This is a genomic window from Rhodococcus cerastii, from assembly GCF_033042195.1.
Lineage (GTDB): Bacteria > Actinomycetota > Actinomycetes > Mycobacteriales > Mycobacteriaceae > Rhodococcoides.
Window position 1 is genome coordinate 378981 of record NZ_JAWLKF010000003.1, and the last position, 16551, is coordinate 395531.

Sequence of the window (16551 nt, forward strand, 5' to 3'; positions counted from 1 at the left end):
CGAACACTTCGCTATTCTGGCTGTTGCGTAGATCACCCACGATCGTGAGGAACCGTCGATGCTTCATCTCCCGCCCGAGTACCGGGACCAATCGGGTGTCCATGCCCCACGCGACTTCCCCGAGTACCGGACCACCGCCCTTCGGCATCCGGCACAGCCATTGACCCTGCTCCCCCAGCGACTGACCGAGATCACCGGACCGGTGCTGGGCGAGGGACGAGTCACCGCCGCCGACGCAGACCTCACCCTGGCGAACGACGGTGAGGCGCAGGGGCAGCGGATCATCGTGCACGGCCGGGTGCTCGACAGCGACGGCAAGGCGATTCCGAACACCCTCGTCGAGGTGTGGCAGGCCAATGCAGGCGGTCGATACCGACACACCGGTGACCGGTGGCCCGCACCACTGGACCCGCACTTCAACGGCACCGGTCGCGTTCTCACCGATGCCCAGGGCAGGTATCGCTTCACCACGATCAAGCCGGGCGCGTATCCGTGGGGCAATCACCACAACGCATGGCGGCCCGCTCACATTCACTTCTCCCTGTTCGGTCAGGCGTTCACCCAGCGCCTCGTGACACAGATGTACTTCCCGGACGACCCCATGTTCTTCCAGGATCCGATCTTCAACGCCGCCCCCGAGGACTCGCGGGCCCGAATGATCGGCGCGTTCGATTACGAGGCGACACAGGACAACTGGGCCCTCGGATTTCGATTCGATATCGTGCTCCGCGGCCGAAACGCCACCCCCTTCGAGGAAGACGACCACGATGACTGATCCCGAGTTCGCCCCGCGCTACCCCGTGGTCGCCGGAGCCGATTTCACCACCGCCTCCTTCGGGCAGACCCCCTCGCAGACCGTGGGCCCGTACGTGCACATCGGATTGTTGTGGCCCGACGGCGAAAACGTGGTGCCGCCGGGCACCGAAGGCGAGATCACCGTGTCGTTCACACTGATCGACGGAGCCCGAAACCCCATGTCCGACGCCATGATCGAGACCTGGCAGGCCGACGGCGACGGCCGGTTCGATCACCCCGACGATCCGCGTGGCGCGGTGCCGTCTCGCATCACGGGCTTTCGTGGCTTCGGGCGAGCGTTCGCCGACGAGACCGGAACGATGACGATCACGACGATCAAGCCGGGACCGCTTCCCGCCGAGAACGGTGCTGTGGAGGCACCGCACATCGACGTCGGGATCTTCGCCCGCGGGATGCTCGAGCGGGTCGTGACGCGGGTGTACTTTCCCGACGAGGCCGAGGCCAACGAGCTCGATCCGGTGTTGTCCGCCGTGCCGGAGCACAAGCGTGCCAGACTCGTCGCAGCACCGGTGCACGGTGGGTACCACCTCGACATCGTGCTGCAGAACACCGATCCGGACGGCGACGAGACTCCGTTCTTCGCGCTGTGACACACCGATGGCGAGAGGGGACGATGGAATCCGAGCGAGGGGCACTGTTCGATCCGACGTTCGGTAGCGACGCGCTCGCACCGCTCGTGGGCGACCGGGCTTGGGTGACAGCGATGTTCGCCGTCGAGGCGGCGCTCTCGAGGGCCGCAGCAACGGTCGGTCTCGTGGAGACCGGTCACGCCGAGATCGTCACCACCACTGCGACCGAACTCGGGGCGAACCTGGACATCGCGCGGCTCGGAGCAGATGCCGCGGCCGGGGGTAATCCGGTGATCCCGCTGGTGAAGATTCTTCGGAACGAGGTGGCCGAGGCCGAGGTTCCTGCCACGGCAGTGCATCCCGGGGCCACCAGCCAGGACATCATGGACACCGCGCTGATGCTCCTCTCCCGCGACGCGCTCGGTGTGATCGAGGCCTCGCTCGACGCTGCAAGTGCGGCCGCGAGAAGTCTCGCCCTGACCCATCGCACCACCCCGATGGCGGCCCGCACTCTCGGCCAGCAGGCCTTGCCCACCACCTTCGGCCTGGTGGCTGCGAACTGGTTCTCGGGGCTGCGCCGCGCGCGGACAGGAGTCGCAGCCGTTCGACGCGCATGCACCGTCCAGTATGGCGGCGCTGCAGGCACTCTCGCCGCCGTGCATCCACATGGACCGGCCATCGCCGCCGCGCTCGCCGTCGAACTGGGGTTGGCTCGACAGACCGCGCCCTGGCACACCGACCGCACCGCCATTGCCGATATTGCGTGCTCGTTGGGTGTCGCAGCAGGAACGATCGGCAAGATCGCCGGGGACATCGTGTCGATGTCCGCCACCGAGCTGGGCGAGGTGTCGGAGGACGCGCCGGGCGGATCGTCGGCGATGCCGCACAAGCGCAATCCCGTTGCCGCCGTCACGGCTCGCGCTGCGGCCCGGCGGGTCCCGGGTGCAGTGGCCACCGTGCTCTCCAACATGGACCACGAACACCAGCGCGCCGCTGGAGCGTGGCATGCCGAGTGGGAGACGATCACCGATCTGCTCCGCCTCACCGGTGGTGCCGCCCACCGAATCACGCAGAGCCTGAGCGGGTTGCACGTTCATCCCGAGGAAATGGCCCGTAATCTCGACGCGACGGGCGGAGCGCTGCTCGCCGAACGTGTCACCGCGGCATTGGCAGCGCACACCGAGCAGGCCCGCGAAATCGTCACTGCGCGATGCGCGACGGGAGCGCCGCTGGACAGCGACCCTGCCATCACAGCATTCCTTCCACCGTCGACGGTGCGCGAACTACTCGACCCGGCCGCGTATCTCGGCCACGCACCCGAGCTAGTCGACGCGATCCTCGCCGAGCACGACCTCGACACCGAACACACCACAGATTCGAAGGATTCACGATGATTGTCGCACTTGCTCACGAACGCATCGAAGGACCGAGCGCCGACGCGGAGACCGTCGTGCTGATCGGTTCGCTCGGCTCCGACCGATCGATGTGGAACCCGCAGATCGCAGCGTTGTCCGCCGCCGTTCACGTTCTCGCCGTCGACCTTCGCGGGCACGGACGATCACCGGTGCCACCCGGTCCCTACTCGGTGGCCGAACTCGCCGAGGACGTGGTGGCGCTGCTGGATTCACTCGAGGTGAACCGTGTGCACCTCGTCGGTCTGTCCCTCGGCGGTGCGGTCTCGCAGTGGCTCGCCATCCATCGCCCGGAGCGAGTACGGACTCTGACGCTGCTGTGCACCTCGGCTAAGTTCGGTGAGCCGGCGCAGTGGCTCGACCGTGCCGCGGCGGTCCGAGCGGCGGGCACGGCGTCGCTGGCCGATGCCGTACTCGAGCGTTGGTTCACCCCCGAACTGGCCGCTCGCGACGCCGATCTCGTCGAGCGTCATCGCCGGATGATCGCCGACACGTCCGACGAGGGCTACGCAGCATGCTGTGAGGCGTTGTCCGAGTGGGATTCTCGATCGGATCTGAACCGGATCACCGCCCCGACCCTGGTGATCGCGGGCCGGCAGGATCCCTCGACCACCCCCGAGGACCTGAAGATCATCGCCGACGGCGTCACCGGATCGACGTTCCGGGTTCTCGACCCGGCCGCTCATCTGGCCAACGTGGAGCAAGCCGGTCCCGTCACCGCGGCGGTTGCCGCACACATCGGGTCGGACGCGTATACCGTCGGACGCGCAGCGGCCCACGATGCCGGTATGACGGTGCGGCGCAGCGTCCTCGGCGATGCGCATGTCGACCGCAGCATCGCCGGCCGCACCGAGTTCACCGCACCGTTCCAGGATTTCATCACCCGCACCGCATGGGGTGACATCTGGAACCGACCGGGTCTCGATCACCACACCCGCAGACTGCTGACCCTGGCGATCCTGACGGCGGTGGGCAATCAGCACGAACTCGACATGCACATTCGCGCAGCGCTGCGCGCCGGACTGGCACCGGACGAACTGGCCGAAGTCTTCTTGCACACCGCGGTGTACGCGGGAGTTCCGAACAGCAACAGCGCATTCGCTCTGGCGAACGCGGCCATCGCCGAGACCGAATCGGGTACCTCGTGAACCCCGCGGAATCACCGCCGCCGTCCTCGGACTACGTCCAGTCGCTCGGCCGGGGCCTCGCGGTGATCCGAGCCTTCGACGCCGAGCATCCACGTCGGACACTCTCCGATGTCGCCCGAGCAACCGACCTCACCCGCGCCACCGCCCGACGGTTCCTGCTCACACTCGTCGAACTCGGCTACGTCCGTACCGACGGATCCATGTTCTGGCTCACCCCGCGGGTGCTCGAACTGGGCTACAGCTACCTGTCGAGCCTGTCCCTCCCGGAAGTGTCGGGGCCGCATCTGGAAGCTCTCGCCGAACGGGTCCGAGAATCGTCCTCGGTCTCGATTCTCGACGGCGACGACGTCGTGTACGTCGCCCGAGTTCCGGTCAGCCGCATCATGACCGTCGGCATCAACATCGGCACCCGATTCCCTGCATTCGCCACATCGATGGGACGAGTGCTGCTCGCCGGCTTACCGGCCGACGAACTCGCTGCCTACCTCGATCGAGTCCGGCTGACTCCGCTCACCGGGAAGACGCTCACCACTGCCGACGCACTCGGACGCGAACTCGAACGCGTACGGACCGACGGTTTCTGTCTCGTGGATCAGGAACTCGAAGAGGGCCTGAGATCGATCGCGGCTCCCATCCACGACAGCAACGGGACGGTCGTCGCTGCGGCGAACGTCTCCACCCAGGCTGCGCGTCATACCGCCGACGCAGTCCGCACCGAACTACTCCCGGCCTTGCTCGACGCCACCCGCGCCATCGAGACCGACCTGCTCCGGGTGAGTACCGGACCCAACGACAGACGAGGAACCACCCATGCCTGACGCCGTCATCTGCGAACCCCTTCGGACCCCGGTCGGCCGCTTCGGCGGTCAGTTCCGCGATATCTCCGCCCAGGCCCTGGCCGCCACCGTCATCGCCGAACTCGTTGCCCGAACCGGCATCTCCGGTGCCGACATCGACGACGTCATCCTGGGTCAGGCATCCCCCAACGGCGACGCACCCGCGATCGGACGCATCGCCGCGCTCGATGCAGATCTGGGTATCGACGTCCCCGGAATGCAGGTCGACCGACGCTGCGGCTCCGGTCTGCAGGCAGTACTGCAGGCGTGCATGCAGGTCCAGTCCGGAGGCAACGATCTGGTTCTGGCGGGCGGCGTCGAGAGCATGAGTCAGACGGAGTTCTACGCCACCGGCATGCGCTGGGGCGTCAAGGCCGAGGCCGTGGCCCTGTCCGATCGACTCGCCCGAGCGCGAGTGACCGCGGGCGGCAAGAACTTTCCGGTTCCCGGTGGCATGATCGAAACCGCGGAGAATCTGCGCGCGGAATTCTCGATCGGCCGCGCCGATCAGGACGCACTCGCAGTGCAGTCCCACCAGCGCGCAGTCGCTGCGCAGAACAGCGGCGTGTTCGCCGAGGAGATCGTGGGAGTGTCGGTCCCCCAACGCAAATCGGATCCGGTACTCGTCACCACCGACGAGCATCCGCGTGCCGACACCACCGTCGAGTCGTTGGCGAAGTTGAAGGCGATTCGTGCGTCGATCGACCCCGAGTCGACGGTCACGGCCGGAAATGCCAGCGGACAGAACGACGGTGCCGCCATCGCGATCGTCACCACCCCGGAAAAGGCTGCAGCACTGGGTCTTCGGCCACTGGCCAGACTGGCCGGCTGGGGTGTCGCCGGCGTCGCTCCGCGCACCATGGGTATCGGACCGGTACCGGCCAGCGAGAAAGCGCTCGGACGCCTCGGATTGAGCCTGGACGACATGGGCATCATCGAACTCAACGAAGCGTTCGCCGCTCAGGCTCTCGCCGTCACTCGATCGTGGGGCATCGAGTCCGACGATCCTCGGCTGAACCCACACGGTTCCGGCATCTCGCTCGGCCATCCCGTCGGTGCCACCGGAGCCCGCATCCTGGCTACGCTGTTGCGCGAGATGGACCGACGGGAAGTCCGCTACGGACTCGAGACCATGTGCATCGGCGGCGGACAGGGACTTGCGGCGGTGTTCGAGCGAATCGGCTGATCACCGATCAGTACTGCAGTTGCGCCGCCAGTCGCACAGCCGAATTGGTCTCCCCGTAGCCCTCGTAGCCACCCACTCGCTGGACCACCTCGAAGAACAGGTCGTCACCCACGGTTTCGGTGAAGAAGTGGAAGAACTCACCGCCGGTCCCGTCCGCGTCGTACAGGATCCCGAGGCGCTGCATCGCGTCCAACGTCTCGGAGCCGAGTCCGAATCGCGCGTCGAGATCGCGATAGTAGTTGGGCGAGATCCGCAGCGGGGTGAGGCCGCGTTCGGTCATTGCACTCGCAGCGGCGTAGATGTCCTCGCACCCGAACGCCACATGTCCGACGCCTCCGCGCCGGGCCGCGGGCAGAGGGTCCGAGTCCGACGGGCGGCCGGGAACCATGTTGAGCGAGAGTCGAATCGTGCCGCTGGCCGTGGCGAGGGTGAGTGCTCGGCTACGAACCAGGCCGATCGCGTCGACGACGTCCTGGCCCTCGTGCGGCACCATGCCGAACACCGAGCGCAGCAGCAGCATCACGCCGTCCCAGCTCTCGGCAGGCACGGCGAGGGCGATGTGATCCACGTGCGAGACGCACGCCCGGTTCTCCTGCACCACCTTGGGTGCCAGGTCGAATGCCGATTGCCAGGCACCCGCGCTGTGGCGGGTACGGAGGTCCAGCGACGTCGCACCGGTCACGGCCAGACGTACCACTGCGTCGGTGGCGTCGGCCACGCCGGGCATGGAGACGGTGGACGCGGTGACTCCCAGCGCACGAGCTCGGGTCAGCCACAGATCCGGCCGCTCGCTGCGAATCCCGATCTGGGCCAGCGCCGGTAGGTGAGCCGGAACGCCGGGCGCGGTCCACAGCGTGTCCACCGTGGTGTCGACGGCGACCGCCAGCGGCCCCTGGGTGAACAGGCTGAGTCCGTGTTCGCTGTGTGCTGCGGTCAGATCGAAGCCCAGGTGTCGCAGTGTCGTACCCAGTTGCGCTGCCTTCGCAGGCCCTGCCGCAATTCGCAGGGAGACGACGTTCTCGATCGGACCGGGCGGTGGCGGCGCGAAGAGATCGTTACCGGCAGAGGGTGTTTCGACGTCGCGCACCTGCTCCTGGAGGTACAGCAGCGACCGATGCGCGTCGGATGCCGTGCGGCCGGTGTCGGAGTGACGGAAGACGTCGTTGAAAATTTCGAGCGACCACGGGCCGGAGTACCCGGAGGCAGCGACATCGGCACCGAACCGCGCCAGATCGAAGCTGCCCTGCCCGGGAAAGCACCGGTGATGCCTGCTCCACTGCAGTACGTCCATCACCAGGTGCGGCGCGTCGGCCAACTGGAGGAAGAAGATCTTCTCGCCGGGGATCTCACGGATGCCTGCGGAATCGTCTCCGCGGGACAGGATGTGGAAGCTGTCGAGGCACGTTCCCAGTGCAGGATGATCGACCTGCCGGACGATGTCCCAGGCATGGCGGTAGGTGTTCACGTGGGCACCCCACGCCAACGCCTCGTACGCCAGTCGCATTCCGCGCCGATGCGCACGCTCGGCGAGGATTGCCATCTGTTCGACCAGCAAGGCGTCGTCACGGACGGCACCGGCCAGCGGCGAGGAACAGACCAACAGCAGATCGCACCCCAACTGTTCCATGACGTCGAATTTGTGCTCGGCGCGAACGAGGTTGCGGGCGAACTGTTCCGGATCGGCCGAGTCGGCGTCGCGAAAGGGCTGATACAGATCGAGGGTCAGACCGAGGTCGGCTGCCTTCTTCGCGATGTCCGCGGGAAGATCCGGAGAGCTGATCAAGTCCGGCTCGAACACCTCGAAGCCGTCGAACCCCGCATCGGCGATGGCACGCATTTTCTCGTCCAGCGAACCACTGAGCGATACCGTTGCCACCGATGTGGCGATGTGCGTCATGCGAGAACACCTGCGGCGGCGCGATCCTCCAGCGCGATCAACGCGCTCATGTGCGCGATCATTCGATCGGCGTCGGCGATGCGTCCGGTGAATATCTCGAATGCGTCGGCGGCCTGGAACACTGCCATTCCGGTTCCGCTGAGCGTTCGGCACCCGACTCGGGATGCGGCAGCGAGCAACTCGGTCTCGGCCGGTCGATACACGACCTCGGCCACCCACATCCGCGGATGCAGGAGTGCCTCGGGCACAGCAGATCCGGGGTGTTCGACCATTCCGATCGGGGTGGCGTGCACCAGGCCGGTTGCGGTGTCGAGGACGGCGGCGAGCCGGTCGAGGCCTGCCGAGACAATGTCGACGTCCGGGAACATCACCGACAGGGAATCTCGGAGTTGTTGCGCCCGAAGCGGATCGGCATCGACGAGAGTGAGCCTGCCTGCGCCGCGTCGGGCCATCGCGTAGGCAACGGCCGCCCCTGCTCCCCCGGCACCGAGTTGCACCACCTCACCGATGTCGGCGCCGGGTAATCCGCGACCGAAGTTGCGGTCGAATCCGGACCAGTCGGTGTTGTGGCCGACGGCACGGCCGTCGGCGAACAAGACGGTATTGACGGCTCCGAGTCGGGCGGCGTCCTCGGAGAGCCCGTCGAGAGTGGAGATGACGCGCTGCTTGCACGGGTGCGTGATGTTGAGTCCTCGAAATCCGAGGTCCGCGGCGGTCGAGACGAGACGGGGCAGATCTTCGACGGTCAGTCCACGGCTGTCCAGATCGATGATCCGGTACTGGTAGGTCAGCCCGTGCTCGGCACCCTCCCGTTCGTGCATCGCGGGAGTGAGCGACTTGCCGATGCCCGTCCCGATCAGTCCGCAGAGCAGGGATTCCGGCATGTCGATCTCCTCGGGCCTAATGTACGAATTGGTGAATTAGCTCGACGGTACTACGCCTCCGCCTCGCGCCCAACCCTTTTGCCGCAATCGGTGCCGATAGAGTTGATCCATGGCTCCGCGCGCAACCGACACGTCCGACGACAGCAGTGGACCCACCGTCAAGCGTCGACGCAACAGCGACCTGACCCGGCACAACATCCTCGAGGTGGCCACCGAGGAGTTCGCGGACAAGGGCTTCGCCGGGGCGCGCATCGACGAGATCGCCGAGCGCACGCATACGACGAAGCGGATGCTGTACTACTACTTCACCGACAAGGAAGGCCTGTACAAGGCCGTGCTCGAACGGTCGTACCTGCGCATTCGCGAGCGTGAACGAGACGTCGACGTCGAGGGCCTGGGACCGGTCGAAGCCATTCGGGCCATCGCCTCCCTGACGTTCGACCATCACGAGGAGAATCCCGACTTCATCCGCCTGGTCTCCACCGAGAACATCCTCCGCGGCGAACACATCTCCAGATCCGAGGCATTGAGCAACCTCGGCAATCCCGCCGCGGAACTGCTGTCGAGCATCCTCGAGCGTGGACAGGCCGACGGGGTCTTCCGCACGGACGTCGATGCCCTCGACGTGCACATGACGATCAGCAGCTTCTGCGTGTTCCGGCTGTCGAACCGGTACACCTTCGAGGCCCTCTTCGGCCGCGACCTCACCGATCCCCGGCATCGCGAGCGCCTGCGCGCAATGCTCGGCGACATGATCATCGCGTTCCTGACCTCGCCTTCTCGCTGATTTTCGCGTTTGCGCGGTAGGTCTCGTCACTTCGGGGGTTGACACGTGGCATGGATCACGTTCAGTATTCAGGGGCACCCGGTGTTAACCATTTAGTACATTAGCGGTCCGATCGCCGAGAAAGCGTCGTCGACCAGCGCCCGAGCTCCCCCGCCTCACGAAGAGAGACACGAGAACGATGGATTCGCACACCCCTGGCTCCCACCCGACGCCGCTTCGCCCCGGGGCGAACCCGCGCAAAGCGGCGACCGCCGCATGGGTCGGCAGCGCCCTCGAGTACTACGACTTCTTCATCTACGGCACCGCAGCCGCACTCGTCTTCGGCCGCGTGTTCTTCCCGGGCTCCAACCCGGCGACCGGAACCCTGCTGGCCCTGGCCACCTTCGGCGTCGGATACCTCGCACGGCCGCTCGGCGCACTGGTCCTCGGCCACATCGGTGATCGCTACGGACGCAAGAAGGTCATGGTCGCCACCGTCCTGCTGATGGGTATCGCCACCCTCGGCGTCGGTGTCCTGCCCTCGTACGAATCCATCGGCATCGCCGCGCCCATCATCCTGGTGCTGCTTCGCCTGTGCCAGGGATTCTCGGCCGGCGGTGAGCAAGCCGGGGCCAACTCGATGACGCTCGAACACGCCCCGGACGACAGGCGCGCGTTCTTCACCAGCTTCACCCTCAGCGGCACCCAGGGCGGGCAGATTCTCGCCACCGCAGTGTTCCTGCCCGTCGCCATGCTCCCCGAGGAAGCACTGCTCAGCTGGGGTTGGCGAATCCCGTTCTTCCTCAGCGCTTTCGTCGTCGTCGCCGCCTTCGTCATCCGCCGCTCGCTCGACGAGACCCCGGTCTTCGAGGAAGAAGTGGCGTCCACCGAACCGCAGCGCCTGCCCGTGACCGAACTGCTCAGCGAGCATCGACCGGCCGTGGTTCGCGTCATGCTGGCCGCCATGATCGCCTCGGTCAGCACCATCTTCACCGTCTACGCGCTGTCCTACGCCGTCAACACCGTCGGCCTCGAGCGCACCCCGATGCTGTGGGTGGGCGTTCTCGCCAACGTCGTCGCCCTCTTCGCATTGCCCTTCTTCGGTGCCCTGTCGGATCGCATCGGCCGCAAGCCGGTGTTCTTGTTCGGCTCCATCGGCTGCGCGATCCTGATGTTCGGCTACCTGTGGTCGATCTCGAGCGGCAACTACGTCCTGATCTTCGTCTTCGGCATCGTGATGTTCGGCTTCGTGCACAGCGCCACCGGCGGCGTCTGGCCCTCGTTCTACGGTGAGATGTTCCCGGCCCGGGTTCGCCTGACCGGAACCGCACTGGGAACCCAGATCGGCTTCGCCATCGCAGGATTCGCGCCGACCATCGCAGGAGCGATCGCCGGAGCCGAGGTCGGCGCGTGGCTGCCCGTCGCGATCGTCACCGCGGTCTTCTGCACCATCAACGTCGTCATCGTCGCCACGTCGAAGGAGACCTTCCGTACCCCCACCGACGAGCTCGGTCTTCGGACTCGCACCACCGACAGCGCACGGGCCGCGTCGGTCTGACCGAGATCGTGATCGACGCACTTCGACCTGCAGCGGCGGGCACCTGGACGGTGCTCGCCCTGCAGTATGCCAGTCGAACGGCATTGCGCAGCAATCTCTTTCACCAACGCGACGAGCGCAGCACCGAAAGCCAGACGGTCGCCTACTACGTGTGGCTCGCTGTCTCGAAGACCAGCACGGTGCTGATCGACGCCGGAATGTCCCGGTCCACAGCCGAATCGATGGACGGGCTCGACTATCACGGGTCACCCATCGAACTGCTCGGCGAACTGGGACTGACACCGGATCACGTCGACACGTGCATCCTGACCCACCTGCACTACGACCACACCGGGGTCGTCGCGGATCTCCCGTCTGCGCGATACGTGGTGCAGCGCCGAGAACTCGAATACTGGACCGGGCCGTGGGCCGCCCGCATCACCCGAGAACAGTGGTTGCACTCGCAGGCCGACACCGAGCACATCCGAACCGCCGATCTCGGCACTCGGCTCGATCTCGTCGACGGCGACCTCGACCTGTTCCCAGGGCTGTCGGTCCACGCCGTCGGCGGACACACCGCAGGCATGCAGGTGGTCAGAGTGCACACCGACCGTGGCCCGGTGGTGTTGGCCTCGGACGCCAGTCATTTCTACGAGAACATCGAGGACGACAGCCCCTTCGCGATCCTGCACGCGCTGCCGGACATGTACGGAGCCTTCGATCGAATCCGTGAGCTCGCCGCCGACCCCGGCATCTTCGTACCCGGCCACGACCCGCTGGTATCGAGCCGATTTCCCGCCATGACCGACGCCCCCGGTGCGCATGCCGTGATCATCGGCTGACTACGACGAGAACGAAAAATCCCCGACCTCGCGGATGAGGTCGGGGATTCGTCGTTGTCCAGCAGGTCGATCGGCCGTATCAGGCAGACTTGTCGCGGCGCTCCGGACGCTCGGGCTTGCGCGGCACGATGGTCGGCAGCACGTTGTCGTTCACCGTCTCGGCAGTCACGACGACCTTCTCGACGTCGTCGCGGCTCGGGATGTCGTACATCACCGGCAGCAGAACTTCCTCCATGATGGCGCGCAGTCCACGGGCACCGGTTCCGCGGAGAATCGCCTGGTCGGCGATTGCTTCGAGAGCCTCGGTGGTGAACTCGAGCTCGACGCCGTCCATGTCGAACAAGCGGCGGTACTGCTTGACCAGCGCATTCTTCGGCTCCGACAGAATCGTCACGAGCGATTCCTTGTCGAGATTCGTCACCGACGCGATCATCGGCAGTCGACCGATGAACTCCGGGATCAGACCGAACTTGATCAGATCCTCGGGCATGACCTCGGCGAAGTGATCCTGGGTGTCGATCTCGGCCTTGGAACGAACTTCGGCTCCGAATCCGAGCCCGCGCTTGCCGACCCGATCGGACACGATCTTCTCCAGTCCGGCGAACGCACCGGCCACGATGAAGAGCACGTTGGTGGTGTCGATCTGGATGAACTCCTGGTGCGGATGCTTACGACCGCCCTGCGGCGGCACGCTGGCCTGCGTTCCTTCCAGGATCTTGAGCAGCGCCTGCTGCACGCCTTCGCCGGACACGTCGCGCGTGATCGACGGGTTCTCGCTCTTGCGAGCGATCTTGTCGACCTCGTCGATGTAGATGATGCCGGTCTCGGCGCGCTTGACGTCGTAGTCCGCGGCCTGGATCAGTTTGAGCAGGATGTTCTCGACATCCTCGCCCACGTATCCGGCCTCGGTGAGGGCGGTGGCGTCGGCGATGGCGAACGGCACGTTGAGCATCTTCGCCAGGGTCTGCGCGAGGTACGTCTTCCCGCACCCCGTCGGTCCGAGCATCAGGATGTTCGACTTCGCCAGTTCGACCGATTCACCGCGCACGTCGCGCGCCTTGTCACCGGCCTGGATGCGCTTGTAGTGGTTGTAGACCGCAACGGCCAACGTGCGCTTGGCAGCGTCCTGACCGATCACGTAGTTCTCGAGAAAGTCCTTGATCTCGGAGGGCTTGGGGAGGTCGTCGAGCTTGACTTCGCTCGATTCGGCCAATTCCTCTTCGATGATCTCGTTGCACAGGTCGATGCACTCGTCGCAGATGTACACCCCTGGTCCAGCAATGAGCTTCTTGACCTGCTTCTGGCTCTTGCCGCAGAAGGAGCACTTCAGCAGATCGCCACCGTCACCGATGCGTGCCATTCGGAGGTTCCTACTTCCTTGTCCGCGTACGACCCACGCCGACCGGGTGTGGCCGAAACCTTCGTGGGCTACTTCTCGGTCTGTCGTCATGCCGACTTCGGTCGACCGAGTTCTTGGATGCGACGGTACCCGTGTTCGCCGAACATGGGCGGGTTGTTTCCGGTGATTCGCCACCCGATTTCACCGATCGCGCCATTCGGGTCGCCGATCGCGACCGCCGGGTGGAGTTCTGCACTCACACCCGGCGTCGGATAGTTCTGCCGGACCTACACGGTCCGACCGGTGGTGGTCGCTCTGCTACTTCTGGGCAGAGAGCTTGCGGTACTCGAACACGGTGTCGATGATCCCGTAGTCCTTGGCCTGTTCCGCGGTGAGGATCTTGTCGCGATCGGTGTCCTTGCGGATGACGTCGGGATCCTTGCCGGTGTGGCGGCCGAGGGTGGTCTCCATGAGTCGACGCATGCGCTCGATCTCGGCGGCCTGGATCTCCAGGTCGGACACCTGGCCCTGGATTCCACCGCTCGACGGCTGATGAATCAGCACGCGTGCGTTGGGCAGTGCTGCACGCTTACCGGGAGTGCCGGCGGCGAGCAGGACGGCCGCGGCAGACGCAGCCTGGCCGAGGCAGACGGTCGCGACATCGGCACGGACGTACTGCATCGTGTCGTAGATCGCCATCAGCGAGGTGAACGATCCACCGGGCGAGTTGATGTACATCGTGATGTCTCGATCGGGATCGAGGCCCTCGAGCACCAGCAGCTGCGCCATGACGTCGTTGGCGGACGCGTCGTCGACCTGGACGCCGAGGAAGATGATGCGCTCCTCGAACAGCTTGTTGTACGGGTTCGATTCCTTCACGCCGTAGCTGGAGTGCTCGACGAAGGAGGGCAGGATGTATCGGGAGGACGGCAGCTGATTGGGGTCGAACAGGTTTGTCATCGTTTCTCCAAGATGTAAGTGATCGAGGGTCGCCGGGAGCGGCCGAATTACTCGCCGATTCCGCCGGCCTGCCGCGCACGGCTGACGACGTGATCCACGAACCCGTATTCCTTGGCGGCCTGCGCCGTGAACCAGCGGTCACGATCGGAGTCTTCGGTGATCTGCTCGACGGTCTGACCCGTGTGCAGGGCGATCAGCTCTGCCATCTCGCGCTTGGTGTGCGCGAACTGCTCGGCCATGATGGCGATGTCGGAGGCGCTGCCGCCGATACCGGCCGAGGGCTGGTGCATCATGATGCGCGCGTGCGGCAGGGCGTAACGCTTGCCCTTGGCACCGGCCGAGAGCAGGAACTGACCCATCGAGGCCGCCAGACCCATTCCGTAGGTCGCGATGTCGCACTCGGCGAATTCCATCGTGTCGAAAATGGCCATACCCGCGGTGACCGAGCCACCGGGCGAGTTGATGTACAGCGCGATGTCGCGAGTGGGGTCCTCGGCCGAAAGCAGCAGGATCTGAGCGCACAACTTGTTGGCGATGTCGTCGTCGACCTGGGTACCGAGGAAAATGATGCGGTTTTGAAGCAGACGCTCGTACACGGAGTCGCTGAGATTCAGCCCTGCTGCAGCCGAAGTCATGACGGGACTCTGCTGGTGCGAAGCCGCCGGATTCTGAACAGTCACGGTACCTGCCTTTTCCATAACAAATCGTTGGTTCCTGACACAGACACTAACGAAAGACGGCGGCTCCGGAGTCCCGGAACCGCCGTCGTTCGCTGTGAGCGTTACTTCTCTTGTTCGCCCTCGGAAGAATCTGCTGCTTCGACCTCGTCGGGAGCATCGGCGGGGCTGCCGAACAGCTCTGCGGTGTCGACGGTCGCGCCGGTGGTGTCGGTCACGTTGACGCGCTCGACGACCGAAGCCAGCGCCTTACCGCGCTTGACATCGGCGAACACGGCACCGAGCTGGTTGGCCTGCTGCACCTGCTGAATGAACTGCTCGGGCGGCATGCCGTAGCGCTGCGCCTGGAAGATGATCCGCTCGGTGAGCTCTTCCTGCCCGACCTGCGTGTTCTCGGCCTCGGCGATCGCATCGAGAAGGAGCTGGGTACGCACCGACTTCTCGGCACCTTCCTTGACGTCCTTGTCGAATTCCTCGCGGCTCGAACCCTGCGACTCGAGCAGCTCGGCCAATGCTTCCTCGTTGTGGTCGAGGCCGTGGATGGCCTCGTGCACCTGGGAATCGACCTCGGCCTTGACGACGGCCTCGGGAGCCGGAATCTCGATCGTGTCGAGCAGGGTCTCGAGCACCTTGTCGCGGATCTGACCGGCCTGCTCGACCTTCGCGACTCGCTCGACGCGCGTCTTCAGGTCGGCGAGCAGTTCGTCGAACGTGTCGAACTCGCTGGCCAGCTGGGCGAACTCGTCGTCGGCCTCGGGCAGCTCGCGCTCCTTGACGGACACGACCTTGACCGTGACGACGGCTTCCTTGCCTGCGTACTCACCGGCGACCAGGGTCGAGGTGAACTCCTTCGACTCGTCCGCCGAGACGCCGATGATCGCGTCGTCGAGTCCGTCGATGAGCTGGCCGGAGCCGACCTCGTGGGACAGTCCGCTCGCGGTTGCCTCTTCGACGTTCTCGCCGTCGACGGTGGCCGAGAGATCGATCGAGACGAAGTCGCCCGACTGGACGGGACGATCGACACCGGTCAGGGTGCCGAAACGCTGGCGCAGCGACTGCAGCTGCTCGTCGACGGCCTCGTCCTTGATCTCGAGCGGATCGACGACGACGCTGATGGTCGAGTAGTCGGGCAGATCGATCTCGGGACGAACGTCGACCTCGGCGGTGAACGTGAGCTCGGTGCCGTCCTCGATCTTGGTGATCTCGATCTCGGGCTGGCCGATGACCTTGACCTTCTCGTTGGTCACGGCCTCGGAGTAACGGGCGGGAAGAGCGTCGTTGACGACCTGCTCGAGAACTGCCCCGCGGCCGACGCGCGCTTCGAGCAACTTGGCCGGAGCCTTGCCGGGACGGAAGCCGGGGAGGCGGATCTGCTGAGCCAAAGCCTTGTACGCGCGGTCGAAATCAGGCTTGAGCTCCTCGAAGGGCACCTCAACGTTGATACGGACTCGCGTCGGGCTCAGCTGCTCGACGGTGCTCTTCACGGAACATGCTCCTTTGGGTAATTCTTGCTTGCTGGTGGTGCTTACGGTGCTGGCTTGCGGTCTTACCTCGCTCGCCGCGAACACGGCGAACCGTGCCTGCGGCCCTCATTTGTCGGGGTGACAGGAATTGAACCTGCGACCCTCCGCTCCCAAAGCGGATGCGCTACCAAGCTGCGCCACACCCCGTCGTACCCACAC

15 protein-coding genes and 1 tRNA gene are annotated in these 16551 nt (G+C 65.5%); 9 read left to right on the forward strand and 7 right to left on the reverse strand.

Annotated features, from left to right (window positions below; translation table 11 throughout):
• Positions 1 to 58 precede the first annotated feature (58 nt).
• From pcaH to R3P93_RS08665, 6 genes are read left to right on the forward strand one after another with little or no spacing between them, the layout of a single operon-like run.
• The gene (gene pcaH / locus R3P93_RS08640) at positions 59 to 775 is read left to right on the forward strand and encodes a protocatechuate 3,4-dioxygenase subunit beta (protein WP_068052499.1); all 717 of its coding nucleotides are present in this window, start codon (positions 59 to 61) and stop codon (positions 773 to 775) included.
• Positions 768 to 1406, forward strand: coding sequence for a protocatechuate 3,4-dioxygenase subunit alpha (gene pcaG / locus R3P93_RS08645; RefSeq protein ID WP_317532794.1), 639 nt, complete (start codon positions 768 to 770; stop codon positions 1404 to 1406). The genes pcaH and pcaG overlap by 8 nt, the downstream gene beginning before the upstream one ends.
• A 23-nt stretch (positions 1407 to 1429) precedes the next feature.
• Positions 1430 to 2779, forward strand: a complete 1350-nt coding sequence (gene pcaB, locus R3P93_RS08650) for a 3-carboxy-cis,cis-muconate cycloisomerase (protein ID WP_149406241.1) — start codon at positions 1430 to 1432, stop codon at positions 2777 to 2779.
• The gene (gene pcaDC, locus R3P93_RS08655) at positions 2776 to 3945 is read left to right on the forward strand and encodes a bifunctional 3-oxoadipate enol-lactonase/4-carboxymuconolactone decarboxylase PcaDC (protein WP_317532795.1); all 1170 of its coding nucleotides are present in this window, start codon (positions 2776 to 2778) and stop codon (positions 3943 to 3945) included. The genes pcaB and pcaDC overlap by 4 nt, the downstream gene beginning before the upstream one ends.
• Positions 3942 to 4763: an IclR family transcriptional regulator gene (locus R3P93_RS08660; RefSeq protein WP_317532796.1), complete on the forward strand. Its 822-nt coding sequence runs from the start codon at positions 3942 to 3944 to the stop codon at positions 4761 to 4763. The genes pcaDC and R3P93_RS08660 overlap by 4 nt, the downstream gene beginning before the upstream one ends.
• Positions 4756 to 5967, forward strand: a complete 1212-nt coding sequence (locus tag R3P93_RS08665) for an acetyl-CoA C-acetyltransferase (protein ID WP_317532797.1) — start codon at positions 4756 to 4758, stop codon at positions 5965 to 5967. Before R3P93_RS08660 ends, R3P93_RS08665 begins: the two co-directional genes overlap by 8 nt.
• Before the next feature lie 7 nt (positions 5968 to 5974).
• Here the strand turns inward: R3P93_RS08665 and R3P93_RS08670 are convergent, their stop codons facing one another.
• Both R3P93_RS08670 and R3P93_RS08675 read right to left on the reverse strand, forming a co-directional pair.
• Positions 5975 to 7864, reverse strand: coding sequence for a sugar phosphate isomerase/epimerase and 4-hydroxyphenylpyruvate domain-containing protein (locus R3P93_RS08670; protein ID WP_317532798.1), 1890 nt, complete (start codon positions 7862 to 7864; stop codon positions 5975 to 5977).
• A complete protein-coding gene (locus R3P93_RS08675; protein WP_317532799.1) occupies positions 7861 to 8748 on the reverse strand; it encodes a shikimate dehydrogenase in 888 nt (295 codons plus the stop codon). The genes R3P93_RS08670 and R3P93_RS08675 overlap by 4 nt, the downstream gene beginning before the upstream one ends.
• 109 nt (positions 8749 to 8857) lie before the next feature.
• Between R3P93_RS08675 and R3P93_RS08680 the strand changes: the two genes are divergently transcribed.
• From R3P93_RS08680 to R3P93_RS08690, 3 genes are all read left to right on the forward strand, one after another.
• The gene (locus R3P93_RS08680; RefSeq protein ID WP_068052526.1) at positions 8858 to 9535 is read left to right on the forward strand and encodes a TetR/AcrR family transcriptional regulator; all 678 of its coding nucleotides are present in this window, start codon (positions 8858 to 8860) and stop codon (positions 9533 to 9535) included.
• Positions 9536 to 9713: 178 nt separating this feature from the next.
• Positions 9714 to 11072: an MFS transporter gene (locus R3P93_RS08685; protein WP_149406248.1), complete on the forward strand. Its 1359-nt coding sequence runs from the start codon at positions 9714 to 9716 to the stop codon at positions 11070 to 11072.
• An 8-nt stretch (positions 11073 to 11080) separates the two neighbouring features.
• Positions 11081 to 11893 carry an N-acyl homoserine lactonase family protein gene (locus R3P93_RS08690; RefSeq protein ID WP_317532800.1) on the forward strand — a complete coding sequence of 271 codons (813 nt, stop codon included), beginning with the start codon at positions 11081 to 11083 and terminating at the stop codon, positions 11891 to 11893.
• Between the two features lie 79 nt (positions 11894 to 11972).
• Here the strand turns inward: R3P93_RS08690 and clpX are convergent, their stop codons facing one another.
• The 5 genes from clpX to R3P93_RS08715 all read right to left on the reverse strand — a co-directional run bounded on the left by clpX (position 11973) and on the right by R3P93_RS08715 (position 16539).
• The gene (gene clpX / locus R3P93_RS08695) at positions 11973 to 13253 is read right to left on the reverse strand and encodes an ATP-dependent Clp protease ATP-binding subunit ClpX (protein WP_032394600.1); all 1281 of its coding nucleotides are present in this window, start codon (positions 13251 to 13253) and stop codon (positions 11973 to 11975) included.
• Positions 13254 to 13550: 297 nt separating this feature from the next.
• The gene (locus R3P93_RS08700; RefSeq protein ID WP_008715342.1) at positions 13551 to 14192 is read right to left on the reverse strand and encodes an ATP-dependent Clp protease proteolytic subunit; all 642 of its coding nucleotides are present in this window, start codon (positions 14190 to 14192) and stop codon (positions 13551 to 13553) included.
• A 47-nt stretch (positions 14193 to 14239) separates the two neighbouring features.
• Positions 14240 to 14890, reverse strand: coding sequence for an ATP-dependent Clp protease proteolytic subunit (locus R3P93_RS08705; protein WP_082898933.1), 651 nt, complete (start codon positions 14888 to 14890; stop codon positions 14240 to 14242).
• Positions 14891 to 14973: 83 nt separating this feature from the next.
• Complete coding sequence (gene tig, locus R3P93_RS08710) at positions 14974 to 16353, reverse strand: trigger factor (RefSeq protein ID WP_149406249.1); 1380 nt, start codon at positions 16351 to 16353, stop codon at positions 14974 to 14976.
• Between the two features lie 112 nt (positions 16354 to 16465).
• A tRNA-Pro gene (locus R3P93_RS08715) sits at positions 16466 to 16539 on the reverse strand.
• Between the last annotated feature and the right edge of the window lie 12 nt (positions 16540 to 16551).